This is a genomic window from Salmonella sp. SAL04202, from assembly GCF_046550775.1.
GTDB classification, from domain to species: domain Bacteria; phylum Pseudomonadota; class Gammaproteobacteria; order Enterobacterales; family Enterobacteriaceae; genus Salmonella; species Salmonella enterica.
The window spans coordinates 543,881-555,653 of record NZ_JBGDXK010000001.1 but is presented as its reverse complement, the minus strand read 5'-3'; the positions used below and the strand labels follow the sequence as shown (position 1 = coordinate 555,653).

The following is an 11,773-nucleotide window of genomic DNA, read 5'->3' as shown; positions in this document are numbered from 1 at the left end:
CTTAAAACAACGAGCCAAGCAATCCGATACCAGCACCAATGCCAGCGCCCCAAGGTGTTGATGTTCCCAAAAGGCTGGCAAGACCTGCACCGGCAATCGCACCAGACGTGCCACCGCTAATTGCAGTCTGAAGACTTGATGGTTTATTGGCATTAGCAGCTGCAAGTGCTGCGCTTTGCTGTGCAATGCTGCTCATGTTGTTGGCGTATGTCTGCCCAGCGTTTGCCTGACCTTGCAGCGCACCAAGCCCAACGTTTGCCAGATTGTTGTAATTGCTCATCTGGTTTGATAACCACGACTGACCGAGAGTAGGAGCAATCGTAGCCAATTGATTGCTTGTGGCTGTCGAACCAAGTCCGCCCGTCGCCTCAGCAGCAGCAAGACTCTGGTAACGAGCCTGACCTGCAAGGTCTTTATACTGCTGAGAGTTGTAATACTGATTAAGTGCCTGACCCTGTCCTTCTAAACTGGAAAGGTTCTGAAGCTGGTCAACATACTGCTCCGCAAGCGGCGTGAACGGAGCAAGGTTTTTCATGATCGTCTGCCACTGCTGATTTTGCAGGTCTGCGGCATACTTCTGAGCTTCTGCGGCATACTTTGCGCTTTTATCAGAACTGCCACCTTTCCCGCCTTTTTCAGGGCAATAAGGTTCCTCGCCGCGCAGTTTTCTGCCCAGCTTAAATGCATATAACATGGCTATCTCCCGCGATTCAGGAAGTCGATTAGTTCTTCGCGTGTGGCGCTGTAAAACGTCACGTCATCCACGCCTTTAAAGTATTTCTTGATGGTTCCTACACGCTTAAGGCCAATCATTGCGCAATACATCTGACCGTGGCGGAATTTGCGCGCAGCGAACGATGTGACGCACTGAACGGTGGTGTTAGTCAGAATGTATCGCCAGAACGTCAGCCCGATTTCCTTACTGAATCCGCGAATCTCAGGCAGGTACATGGCGTGGCAGTCAAAGGTCAGCGGCTGAATCTCGTTGTAATACACGATGCCACCGAACTGACCATGTACGTTCACTTCGAAATAGCGGCACTCAGGCTTGTAGTCGTATCCGTCACCGTTGTTGCTCCCGGCGATGATGTCGGGATGGTTGCCGACCGTTTCTATCAGGTCGATGTTGCGTGTTGGAGTGAATGTAATCATTAATCAATTAGCCCATGTGCACGCAAGGCGTCTTCCAAAGCCTTAGTGCGCCGACGCTCAGCAATTAGAGCATTGGCTATAGCCTGGATTTCAGATTGCGTGTAAGTATCGCTAACGGTGAATGTCAGGTCAGCATCGAATACGCCTTTATTCGCCGTACCTGTTGCCGCGGTCCATCCGGTCTGGCGAGCGCCAACAACTTTTGCACCGTTAACAAAATAACTTCCTGATACGTTAATGGATGAGGCAAGAGTTTGAGTTCCTGTTCTGCTGAGTGAAACATAATCAACGATTATCTCTGATACCTTACCGTCGATATCCTGAACTTTTATTTTCAGGCCATTAACATCATTCTCTATTTCAAGAAGCTTTACTTTTATTCCTGAAATATCCTCTTCTGTTTTTGCAATTCTTTTTTCGTGCTCATCAAGAATTAAATCCTGCTCATCATTTCTGACCTGCGCATCATAAGCACCGCCTCCTGCCTGATTTGCCTTTTCTGCAATGGAGTCAACATCAGTACCCTGATTTATGACATACAGAAGGTAAGACTGACTGAATATGTTGCGAGGGAGAATAGATGCATCAATGCGTGTAGCCTGAACCACGACAGGCTTATTAAGTGACGGGTCTGCCATATGTTACTCCAGACGAATTTGACACCCGGATAGTGTTACTGGTGATTTGGTGATAACGCGCAATTTGAATCCGACATTTTTCCTGATGCGTCCGACCCGCTTCCACAAAACGCGTTTGTCGTAAACGAACGGTTCATTCTGCTCAATCATCTGCTCACGACCCCAATTAATGCCATCAGTGGTTGCAGACAGAAACAGTCGGTCAGCGTACTGAGCGACACCAGTCGATGATTCAACTTCCAGATCAAAACATCTGGCGTTCTCAGCTTTGAAGAGTGGTGTAAACAACAGGTGTTCTTGCTGTAGCCCATACTGGCTGCTGATATCGAACTGCAATTTGCCGATAACCGATTCCAGCTTATCTCCGCACGTTATCTGATTGCCTTCGTAAATGAAGTCGATAGCGCGGTACACATCGTCGTACAGGCCTGTTTTCAGTACGCACCATTGCGGACCATTGGCGCTTGAAGATGCGTCGTACACGAGTACGTGGCGCGGAAGATGGATAATCAGCAACTCATGCGCATCAAATCGCAGAGACTCCATCACGCCATCAGCCAGTTCATCAGCAGTGTAGGAGCGTAGTATTTTCTCAATGCTCGCGCTGGCGATTGGTGATACCTGACCAGAGCCGATGATATACACAGACGGCGCACCTGTTGCCGGATTGCTGATGAAAGCATAGGAATCAGCAAACGGCGTTTTGCAGTAAGTTCCGGCGATGCCTTTTTGCACCATCAGCGATGGCTGCGCGACATACAAAGCAGCACCAACGGTAGTTGCGCCTGTCAGGGAAAAATATTCAATCGTCGATGAACCAAAGCAGACGATGAAGTCTCGCCATGTTCCGATGCCGATGATGCCGTCAGGCTGCGATTCTGCGCGATATTGTGCGCTGTATCGGTCAGGATGTGATTCGTCTTCAAGGTCAGTGATAAACCATGAATCAGTGCCGTCTTTTGACCACGCATAACGCCCACGTAAACGCGTAATGTCGCGAACCGAACCTAACTCATACTGCGTGAATCCGCTGTCTGCAGGCCAGTTTGAGACGGTTTTAACCGTGCCATCATAGCGATACTCGACCAGTTGGCCATTAACGCCTACCGCCTGTGATGTCCGACCATGTGCCATTGATACGCGACCACTTCCGGCAACATCACCAACTTCGCTTTCTCCTTTGTAGAGCTTGCCACCACAAACACGATAAACAGCATTCTGAGCGGTGTTGTACTCAACTCCACGCGATACGCCGTTCATATCATAACGTTTGGTAATGCCGGGGAATGAGCGGAGATAGCCGCTGCTGTTAAGGATTTCTTTGGGTGTTGCCAGCATATTCACTGGCAGATAGTCGATATAATCGGCGTTCTTGAAGTCTTTACCCATTCCCTTCATCATGGGGAGTTGTTGAATCGGCATTCTGTTCTCCGGGGAAATAATGCCATTCGTTCAGATTGGCGAAACTGTTTCCACTGCCTGTCGGCATGCGTGACGGGTAAGGCGCTCGTTTGGCTCTGGAAATGGCGGTTTGCTTATAGAGAAGCTCTTTTCCGTATTTAGCAGTGGCGATAATTTTGGCAGTAGCCTCAAGCGCATAATCAGGAGCAATGCGGCAGGCCAGATTATGGAATACGGCGCTGACTGCACTGGAGCGAAGGCCATGGTCGTCACCTTCAGCAGGAGGATTGTCATCATCTGAGAATACATAGCCGGTAATGATGCCTTTCCCGTCCTGATACCACTCCGCCATCATCGCTTCCAGATCATCAACGGCATCCTGCATAGACTGAGGTTCGACATCGGTAAGGGTTGCATCTGATGCCACGCCCAACTTACGAAGCGCAGCCCTGACCAGATCGCCTTTAGTCTTTATCTGCATCGCTTACCGCCTTAGGCTTGCGGCCTTTGCGTGGCTTAACATCATCTGCTTCCACGGGCAGCAGCTTTGATGGATGATCAAGCCAGCCATCTTTGACATATTCCGGAAGTTCGCTGGAGTCGATGACCTTCATCTGAGCCATGACGCCCCATACCATGATGCTTCCACCGGGCTTATAGATTGCTATTTTCATAGCCACTCCATAAAGAAAGGGGCCGCAGCCCCTGTTAGTTACGCAGTCTGACCAGGCAGGCCAACACCGATTGCCTCCGGTCGTGTCGCGTTTACGCCGTACCACAGCGCAATACGGCACAGGCCGGACAGGGTGGAAATATCACCCTGCGTAGCGAAGATACCGTTCAGGCCAACATCAGGGATGCTGAATGAGGTAGTTTTCATACCTGCAAAAAGTTCATGGTTAGCCGGAATCGGCTGAGACACGATACGAATAGCATCGTCAGCCCAGAACACATTAGTGCGAGCGTCTTTAACGTTCAGAATGTTCACTGCCATTGCATCAGCCAGCGAGGTGTTAACGTTGGCGTAGGCACGCTGCTCCGGAGACAGGGAAACATCATCCAGCGCTACCGGCTTCGGCGTGATTTCAACATGAGTACCGTCAACAACGCGGACTACGGAGAAAGTCGCATCCTGAGCCAGTACGTTCTTAGCCATCTGACCAAGGAACTTAACGCCAGCAAACGAAATTTTGTCGCCGCGTTTCATGCCGGTAGTTGCAGACAGGGTGACGGTAGCAAAACGGTTATCAACGTTAACTTTGTTGCCATCGTTATCCAGTTGCCATGCGACAGGCTTGAAGGACTGCGCACCGGATACAGTGATGCCAGTTGCGGTGGATTTGGTCAGCACAGGAAGTTTCGGAGAGCGCAGGACATCATCGAAGCCAGCGACCTGACGCTGAATGGTGCCATCTCGGTATGCTTCTTCAGGAATACGCCCGAAGATGTCACGCTTGGTCAGGTCGTAACCCGCTTTTTTGTAGTCCTGAGGGTTGAAGAAGTACGATGTCCCCATGTCGCGGTTAAGTTCGCGGGAGAACATGATTTCTTCTGCGTCGGCCACAAAGTTCCAGGCGTCTGCGGTATTAGTGCCGATGGCATCAGGGGAGGTGATAACCAGCGAACCCATCTCGGCGGCCATGTTTGCGACTTTCAACTCAACGTTGTTCGCCAGCTTGCGAGCGGCAGACTGGATGCGGCGACGATACGCAGTTTCGTCTCGCAAGTCATCAGCACGCAACTGGAAGAAGTCGTTATCCGGCTCTCCCATGTTTACCGCGACGTTAAGTTCCAGTAACCCTGTCGCTTTATCAGTTAAATCCCAGCCCTCCTGAGTGGGTGACTCTTGCTCTACAGGCATCCAGATGGTATTGCTGGAGCGCTGCATAGAAGCAGCAGGCGGGGTGTATTTCTTGGCTTTCTGCGCCATTGGAGTGATTGCGGAGATGGTTTCGATGATTTCATCTACCGCCAGTGTAACAATTTGACCTTCGTTCAAAGCCATTATCGGATTCCTTTAAGTTTTGCCTTTAGCTTGCGGTAGGTTTCCACATCTCCCTTGCTCGCAGCAGCATCCATTTGTTTACGAATGGCATCTTTATTTGCTGCGCTGACATCACCGGTAATCGGCTGGTCAGCAGGGGGAGCGGAAGAGATTTGTTTACCGCGAGGCTTGAGAGTTAAGCGTTCGGATAGTCGAGTGAGTTCAATCAGCGCGGACTGCCCATCCATCGCCAGTAACTGGCGGGCTTTCTCCGGGTTTGCCCCCAGGTGATACATGAGCGCGGCGGACTTTTCCGGGAACAGGCGCATAATGTCGGCCCCAACCGCAGGCGGAACCAGTTGCATGAAAGCGTCTTCTTTCTCCTGATAATCAGGGATGTTGAGCTTTTCCGCCGCGTCGTAATGTTTGCGGGCAGCTTCGACGTATTGCGCTGATTGCTGGGTAAACTCCTGAGTCTTGCGCCCCTGTTCTGCTACGGCATTGCTGCGGGCGTCCTGCGCTTTCATTAGCCATTCGGTATTAGCAGCATTGAAAGCGGCAAGCGCACGGCTGTTGTCGTAGTCATATTTAGCCAGGCCTTCTTCTGACAGATAGGAATTAATATCCGGCTGAGGTGGAAGGTCAGGGTTTACCCGTAAACTCTCCGGCAATTCTCCGCGTTTAACTGCCTCCATCTGCTGCTCAAGCTCGCGCTGTCGTTTGCGCTCGATGCGGCGGCGGGCGAATTCTGCGTTTTTTGCCGGGTCTTGTTTTGGTGCTGTCTCATCGTCCTTCAGGACAATCTCAAATCCCTCTTCCTGACCTGCATTGTCGTTGGCATTATCGACAACTAAGCTATCAGCAGATGCCGCTGCATGATCGCCGGACAGGGTTAAGTCTTCAGTTGCCTGAATTTCGGTGGTTGGTTCCATGATTAACTCTCTTATTGAGGTGTCTCGGCTACACTGCCGGAAGGTTGATTTTGTCTCTGCGATTGCAGGATGTTAGCAATGTCCATTCGCTGCTTGTGCGTCTGTTCATCGCCTTTAAGGAGTAACTCAGCATTTGCGCGAGCGTCTTCGCTGCGGTCCTGCTGGAATGAAGCAACGGTTTTGAGGAACTCTCTAAACTCTGACTGTTTATTGAGATCCATGTTGTTGAATATTTCTGCGATTCTGGCAGCGTTAAGCTGGTTCTGCGCTTCGACTTTAGCTGCATCGATTTGCAGGGACAGCGTCTGGTTCTGAGCTTTAGCCAGTTCAGCCTGCCCCTGCAGGAGTACGCCCTGAGCCTGAACCATTGCCGGGTCTTGTTGACCTTGTTTGGCTTGTTGCGCCTCTACTAACCATTGCTGCTCTTCGGGCGTTTCTGGCTTCTTAACGCCCATCTGAATAAGCTGCTTGTTGGCATAGTCACGCATCATCTCAACACCTTTACCATCAAGCAGGGTGAAGTACTGAAGCAACAGCAGTTGATATTCTGGCGTTCCCTGTGGCGTCTTGCCGAGCAACTCAAGAATTTCTGCGCGGTTTTGCTGCTTCATGGACTGGAATGATGGTCCAACATCCGTGTAGCACTCATAGCGCCCCCTGATATCGTTTAGTACCTGCTTTTCTCCAGTAGCAAGGTCAACAACCTCAGCCATTAGCTGAACATCTTTCTCGCTGCCATCCTCAAGGGTAATCGTAACGTTGCGAGGAACATCGTAGATGTCATTAACTATCGACTGGTAAATCTCTCCGTCACGGCGCATAGCGGTAGCCAGATTATCCTGAAACACGTATGTCTCAAGGTCAGCCCTCATATTCAGTTGATTGACGGTATCAAACGCAACCTGTCCGCCATTTACCGCTTCTGTATCAACTCCGAGAGTGGCAACCTCTTTTACTGCGCTGGTTGCTGCTTCCAGCATGTAGGCGTTGGCTTGCGGCACTTCCGGGTTTTCATAATATGCCAGCGGCTGAGTCGGAAGGTCTCCACTATTTTCGTCAGTGCGATTGAGCAGGTAGTATGGGTAATCGTCGTTACCGTCGTACATATGCTCAAAGCCTGCAATCTGCTCAGGCCAGAAGAACGGCTTCTTCTTCGGAGTGCGGGCCACGATGTCGGCGTTGAACGACATAATCATGTTGCGCAGACGCTGGCCGTCTTTTGTCAGGCGGACGACACCCTCATACACTTCTTTATCTTCAACGAAGCCCCACTCTCCGAACACCGGAACAATGGGGATATGCTCGCCAGCGATGAGCTGCTTGTCTTTCAGTACGGCGGTGCAGGTGATGATCGATTTGTATACCCGGCGACGCTTAATCTGGCGCTCTGCAATTTTGATAAATCCACTATCAGCCAGGTCATCGATGACGTCTTTAATATCGCGCTTAAAGTAGCTTACCGGCTCACCCGTAACCGGGTCTTGGTAGATATACGCCGTCTCTTTCTTCTCGACCACTTCGTAAAACTCAGCGATCTGAATTGTGTCCTGCGTCAGCCATGGAAATACCCAATCGTTGGGGTTCTGGAATGATGGAATATCATCCGCATCGAGGTCGTATTTTTCTGCGAAATCCTCCCAACCATTCTGGCTCATTGAGTGGATAACTGTGCAGTGACGGGCGTCAGACTTATCCATCAGCTTGCTGTTGCTGTCCCATATAACATGGGAACAGGCACTATGGATAGGCTCTCGACGGATAACCTGATTGTTGCTCGTTGGACTTTGGTCTTCGTAGTCAGTGACCAGACGCCACGCACCTACACCTGCTTCAATCTGCTCACGAACAGCGACGTTGACCGCGATTTTTGCCGTATTGTGTCGCATGTCTGTGCGATACATGCCCATTAGCACATCAGCAGCGTCAGGACTTGCTCCATCCTTGGGGCGATACAGAACATCAATAGGGTTCTGACGCATCTCAGAAACGAGTTTGCGCACCACAGGACGTACCACATCGAACTGCCCGCGATATTGTAGGGTTGTGTATTGTGATAGCCAGTCATCCCACTGAGATACGCGGGAGAAGAAGAGATCATTCTTGGCCTCCCTTCTGGCTTCATCGCTGGCTGTCCAGTCCGCATCAAAGCGCGACAGGATGCTCTCCAGCCTGTTTTCATTGTCGGCCATTATCGTCCTCTGCGTACTGGTCTAATAGGTGCGGGGATTTTCTTTTCTTTCGGCTTTCTGATATCGCGCATCATCCTGGCGAAGCGGCGCATCATGTAGCCGTAGCGAGTAGCATCGAGCACATCATCGTTGGTCTTGACAATCTTGCCGTTCTCGTCGCGATGATATAGACGGAACTCTTCAAAAAATGGTTCGCATGTGTTGAATACTTTGAATCTTCCTTCAAGCATCAGGTCACGAAGTTCACTAATGCCTGACTCTACTGAGTTACCGCCATCCGGGAACGTTGCGTGTTCGGGAAGCATAGAGAACCCGGCGTCCGCATATTGGGTTTTAAGTTGCTCACCACCGCCCTTTTCGTGTTGGTGACCGTCATGAGGCCACGCGACAGGTATTTTGTTAGCCCACGACTTAACAGCACCCCATGCCTGAACTGCGGTGTTCTCTGATTTCTTCCACACACGCGCCAGATAGAAAACATCTGCGTCTTTGTCCCACCAAAGCTGAATGTGAGCTTGCGGGTGGTTCCATCCGAAGTCCTGAGCGTCGATAACATAGAAGTGATCGGGGCACTCAAACGGCTGGCACTTAATCGTCTCTTCTGGTATCTGGAAGATTCGCCCGCTACCCATCGTAGGAATACCACGAGCACGTGCCTCTCTCTCATGCTCAGGATAGGATGCTATGATTTGCTCTTTCTGCTCGTCGGTGTAGTGCTCAGCATCATAGATGGTCATGTTGACCACTTTCTGAGACTTGCTGGGATTCTTCAGGAACTTGGTGACAACGTCAGACATCCCCATCAGCGGGGTAAACGTCAGAATAGAGAATTGCCCGTATTTGTTGGTACGGGTAAGACCTTCGCCATAGATGCTATATGGCGGCTCTTCGTCAAACCAGACGCCGTGAATTGTGTCGCCCTGCCAGCGGGCGCGGCCCTGTGAGTAAGGCTTGAAGTAGCATATTGAGATGCCATCTTCGACGCCTTCTGGCGTGTGGTGCTTAACAAGAAGGTGATCAACAAGATTAGGGAAGAATGGTGACTTCTTCCAACTAATGATGTCCTCTTTCGGGATTGATCCGTAGCCGGGTTCATCATTCTCTTCGATACGCCCGCACAGGATTCGTTGAGTCGTTTTGGTTACAGTCTCGTTTGTTTCACCGCCAATCCAGAAGACAACTGGCTCATAGAAACGCTTACCTTTCCACTCTCCGCCATATTTACCATCAGCCGGATAGCCTTTTGTTCCCGGATAACGCCCGGTAAGGTGAAACGCGACTTCAGCAGCACCAGTAAATGACTTACCAAGCTGGTTACCAGCCATAAAACATCGCTCTGGATAGTCATGCCCGGCATCGATGAACTCACGCTGTTTGCTGTATGGCGTAAATTCATATAGCAGGTGTGTATTTCGGTAGTTCTCTTCTTCTTCGAGTAGCTCGAGCAATTCGATTTGCTCTTCGTCGCTCAGGCTATCAAGAATCGCGTCCAGTTCCACGGTTGAATAGCTCCTTGATACGAGAGCGGCGCTTATCGCGATCTCCCTTATCAGGTGTCACGTCTTCAACTTGCGACTGCTCTTTGAGGCCCAAATCTCGGGCGATGATGTTAGCGTTGAGAAGGTCAGCGGCTGCGCCGGAGAATTTTTGGTCGTAGATGATTTGCTCTGCTCGCGTAACGACCTCAGATAAATCTTCTCGCATTCGATATGTGCGCCATGTTTCAAGCGTCACATCGAGGAATAGAGTCAGGCCAGTGATGGTCATTGCTCGCATCTTGGCGATTGGCTCTTGTGTCACCTCACCCTGATATGAGAACGCCTTCATCTCCCATAGTGGGTTAGCTTCCACCCATTCGAAGTATTCACAACAAGCAGCCCACAGCGCCTCAGGCGACTCGAATTTCGGGTTACGCCCATGGCTACTGCGGGCCTCCCAGAATCGGTTGCCCTTTGGTGCTGCCATAAGTTAGCTTCCTTGGGTAGTTGCGATAGTCACGTTAGCCGAACCATCAAATGACGTTGAACCTGTGACAGCGCCGGTTAGTGTGATAGTACGGGCCGTTGACAACTTATCCGCCGTATCTGCATTCGTTACTGAACCGCTTGCGGAAGTGTACTTAGCTTCAAATGCTGTCTTGCTCATATAGAGCAGCTCGCCGTACTGGCTTCGGAACAGATATCCACCGACCTCCGGCTTGAATACGGCCACTGTTTGCGCTGACATGTACTGGTCAGCATACGGACCATCGAATTCTGCGCTTGCACTTCCGTCATTAGCGTATTTGATAGCTTTAATCGGAAGAGCAGACACATATGCACCGTCAGCATCTTTGTAGAGAGGCCACGATGGCGTGAAATTTGGATTTGCCATGATTATACTCCGGCAGTGAACAGGTCTAACGCTTCTTTTGCCTCACGAATAGCCTTTTCTGCGCGAGCTAATGCCGTTCCTTCACCCTGCGCCAAAACCAGTTGGTCTTTGAACAGTTCGAAGTTCAGCTTACTTCCAGCAACGAATGCGATCGCTTTCTCTGCTGCTGCGGTATCGCTTTGAACTAAACGGAGGATATCGAGGTTCATCTGCTGTAATTCTGTCAATGCTGTAATCTCTGCCATTGTGTTGGCTCCGGTTGTTGGGATAAGCCATTGTCTAGACCACTCATTGAATGGCCTCTGCAATAACCGATGTCTTTCCATCAGTCCGCCACCACAAAGAATCTTTTTTGCCATAAGGCAGGAGGTTCATCTTTCAGTGGCTGCCAGTGTTATTTCCCCACTTACTGGCTTGGGTTGTTTCGTGGTACTGCCGTAACTGGTTACCCAGAATAAATTCCGGTTTCATTATCAAGACCACCCGTAGATGGGCTTTGTAATGCCTACATGGTAATGATTTGCCAGTCTTCTGCTAGAACATCAGTCTGACTAGCCAGCCACGGCACTAATTTATCGTCCGCTGTTTTCATGGCGATATACGGAAGTTGTTTCGGAGATCGTTTCGGTTCTCCATGCGTACCTTCAGGCAACTCAAAGACGCGACTGCAAAAGCAAGGCGTACTGCCAGTATGAACAGCCTCAGTGTACGGTTTAACGTATGCCAGCCACATACCCTTACCATTCCAGCCAGCACGGGCAACTTTATTCCCCAACTTGAGCGCTTCAATGGCAAGGCCGAAACTTAGCCCTGATACCGGACGATAAGCCTTTTCGAATACTTCTTTTGGACTCCAGATAACGTAGCCATCAAAGCGATCGGTGTTAGGTTTTCCGCCATCCAGATATTCAACCAGATAGCCTTCGTCCTCGCCGTTTTCTCCGGCTGGAAGCTGCCAGCCACGAAAATCGTTATATGCCTGTCTCGTCATCGGAAAGGCGTTAATCAGTTTTACGCCAATATGCTGGGTCATAAAATTACCTATGGAGTTGGGAATAAAAAACCCCGCGAATGCGAGGCTAAATCCTGGTGTTTGTGATGACT

At 50.4% G+C, this 11,773-nt stretch carries 14 protein-coding genes; all 14 read right to left on the bottom strand.

Annotated elements, in window-relative coordinates; genetic code table 11:
- Position 1: 1 nt before the first annotated feature.
- The 14 genes from ACLJQJ_RS02855 to ACLJQJ_RS02790 all read right to left on the bottom strand — a co-directional run bounded on the left by ACLJQJ_RS02855 (position 2) and on the right by ACLJQJ_RS02790 (position 11,702).
- A complete protein-coding gene (locus ACLJQJ_RS02855) occupies positions 2-694 on the bottom strand; it encodes a DNA transfer protein (RefSeq protein WP_000964873.1) in 693 nt (230 codons plus the stop codon).
- 2 nt (positions 695-696) lie between these two features.
- Positions 697-1,152 carry a DUF2824 family protein gene (locus tag ACLJQJ_RS02850; RefSeq protein ID WP_193634878.1) on the bottom strand — a complete coding sequence of 152 codons (456 nt, stop codon included), beginning with the start codon at positions 1,150-1,152 and terminating at the stop codon, positions 697-699.
- Positions 1,152-1,790, bottom strand: coding sequence for a phage tail protein (locus ACLJQJ_RS02845; protein WP_080196432.1), 639 nt, complete (start codon positions 1,788-1,790; stop codon positions 1,152-1,154). Before ACLJQJ_RS02845 ends, ACLJQJ_RS02850 begins: the two co-directional genes overlap by 1 nt.
- 3 nt (positions 1,791-1,793) lie before the next feature.
- The gene (locus ACLJQJ_RS02840; RefSeq protein WP_080196430.1) at positions 1,794-3,212 is read right to left on the bottom strand and encodes a packaged DNA stabilization protein gp10; all 1,419 of its coding nucleotides are present in this window, start codon (positions 3,210-3,212) and stop codon (positions 1,794-1,796) included.
- Positions 3,172-3,672: a packaged DNA stabilization gp4 family protein gene (locus ACLJQJ_RS02835; protein ID WP_001166098.1), complete on the bottom strand. Its 501-nt coding sequence runs from the start codon at positions 3,670-3,672 to the stop codon at positions 3,172-3,174. Before ACLJQJ_RS02835 ends, ACLJQJ_RS02840 begins: the two co-directional genes overlap by 41 nt.
- On the bottom strand, positions 3,656-3,865 hold the full coding sequence (locus ACLJQJ_RS02830) for a hypothetical protein (protein ID WP_000684729.1): 210 nt from the start codon (positions 3,863-3,865) through the stop codon (positions 3,656-3,658). The genes ACLJQJ_RS02835 and ACLJQJ_RS02830 overlap by 17 nt, the downstream gene beginning before the upstream one ends.
- A gap of 38 nt (positions 3,866-3,903) precedes the next feature.
- Positions 3,904-5,196, bottom strand: a complete 1,293-nt coding sequence (locus tag ACLJQJ_RS02825) for a P22 phage major capsid protein family protein (protein ID WP_001196938.1) — start codon at positions 5,194-5,196, stop codon at positions 3,904-3,906.
- Entirely contained in the window at positions 5,196-6,107 is a 912-nt protein-coding gene (locus ACLJQJ_RS02820) for a scaffolding protein (RefSeq protein WP_079980247.1), read from the bottom strand. Before ACLJQJ_RS02820 ends, ACLJQJ_RS02825 begins: the two co-directional genes overlap by 1 nt.
- 11 nt (positions 6,108-6,118) lie before the next feature.
- Positions 6,119-8,296, bottom strand: a complete 2,178-nt coding sequence (locus tag ACLJQJ_RS02815; protein WP_079980246.1) for a portal protein — start codon at positions 8,294-8,296, stop codon at positions 6,119-6,121.
- Positions 8,296-9,795 carry a terminase large subunit gene (locus tag ACLJQJ_RS02810; RefSeq protein WP_000417866.1) on the bottom strand — a complete coding sequence of 500 codons (1,500 nt, stop codon included), beginning with the start codon at positions 9,793-9,795 and terminating at the stop codon, positions 8,296-8,298. The genes ACLJQJ_RS02815 and ACLJQJ_RS02810 overlap by 1 nt, the downstream gene beginning before the upstream one ends.
- Entirely contained in the window at positions 9,773-10,261 is a 489-nt protein-coding gene (locus tag ACLJQJ_RS02805; RefSeq protein ID WP_000729925.1) for a DNA-packaging protein, read from the bottom strand. The genes ACLJQJ_RS02810 and ACLJQJ_RS02805 overlap by 23 nt, the downstream gene beginning before the upstream one ends.
- 3 nt (positions 10,262-10,264) lie before the next feature.
- Positions 10,265-10,669, bottom strand: a complete 405-nt coding sequence (locus ACLJQJ_RS02800) for a hypothetical protein (protein ID WP_012532521.1) — start codon at positions 10,667-10,669, stop codon at positions 10,265-10,267.
- 2 nt (positions 10,670-10,671) lie between these two features.
- Positions 10,672-10,914, bottom strand: a complete 243-nt coding sequence (locus tag ACLJQJ_RS02795) for a DUF2560 family protein (protein ID WP_000808100.1) — start codon at positions 10,912-10,914, stop codon at positions 10,672-10,674.
- A 260-nt stretch (positions 10,915-11,174) separates the two neighbouring features.
- Positions 11,175-11,702, bottom strand: a complete 528-nt coding sequence (locus ACLJQJ_RS02790; protein WP_000191867.1) for a DUF2829 domain-containing protein — start codon at positions 11,700-11,702, stop codon at positions 11,175-11,177.
- Between the last annotated feature and the right edge of the window lie 71 nt (positions 11,703-11,773).

Coding starts and splice junctions, on each gene's coding strand:
- ACLJQJ_RS02855 (WP_000964873.1), bottom strand. CDS start 694: ATGTTATATGCATTTAAGCTGGGCAGAAAACTGCGCGGCGAGGAACCT.
- ACLJQJ_RS02850 (WP_193634878.1), bottom strand. CDS start 1,152: ATGATTACATTCACTCCAACACGCAACATCGACCTGATAGAAACGGTC.
- ACLJQJ_RS02845 (WP_080196432.1), bottom strand. CDS start 1,790: ATGGCAGACCCGTCACTTAATAAGCCTGTCGTGGTTCAGGCTACACGC.
- ACLJQJ_RS02840 (WP_080196430.1), bottom strand. CDS start 3,212: ATGCCGATTCAACAACTCCCCATGATGAAGGGAATGGGTAAAGACTTC.
- ACLJQJ_RS02835 (WP_001166098.1), bottom strand. CDS start 3,672: ATGCAGATAAAGACTAAAGGCGATCTGGTCAGGGCTGCGCTTCGTAAG.
- ACLJQJ_RS02830 (WP_000684729.1), bottom strand. CDS start 3,865: ATGAAAATAGCAATCTATAAGCCCGGTGGAAGCATCATGGTATGGGGC.
- ACLJQJ_RS02825 (WP_001196938.1), bottom strand. CDS start 5,196: ATGGCTTTGAACGAAGGTCAAATTGTTACACTGGCGGTAGATGAAATC.
- ACLJQJ_RS02820 (WP_079980247.1), bottom strand. CDS start 6,107: ATGGAACCAACCACCGAAATTCAGGCAACTGAAGACTTAACCCTGTCC.
- ACLJQJ_RS02815 (WP_079980246.1), bottom strand. CDS start 8,296: ATGGCCGACAATGAAAACAGGCTGGAGAGCATCCTGTCGCGCTTTGAT.
- ACLJQJ_RS02805 (WP_000729925.1), bottom strand. CDS start 10,261: ATGGCAGCACCAAAGGGCAACCGATTCTGGGAGGCCCGCAGTAGCCAT.
- ACLJQJ_RS02800 (WP_012532521.1), bottom strand. CDS start 10,669: ATGGCAAATCCAAATTTCACGCCATCGTGGCCTCTCTACAAAGATGCT.
- ACLJQJ_RS02795 (WP_000808100.1), bottom strand. CDS start 10,914: ATGGCAGAGATTACAGCATTGACAGAATTACAGCAGATGAACCTCGAT.
- ACLJQJ_RS02790 (WP_000191867.1), bottom strand. CDS start 11,702: ATGACCCAGCATATTGGCGTAAAACTGATTAACGCCTTTCCGATGACG.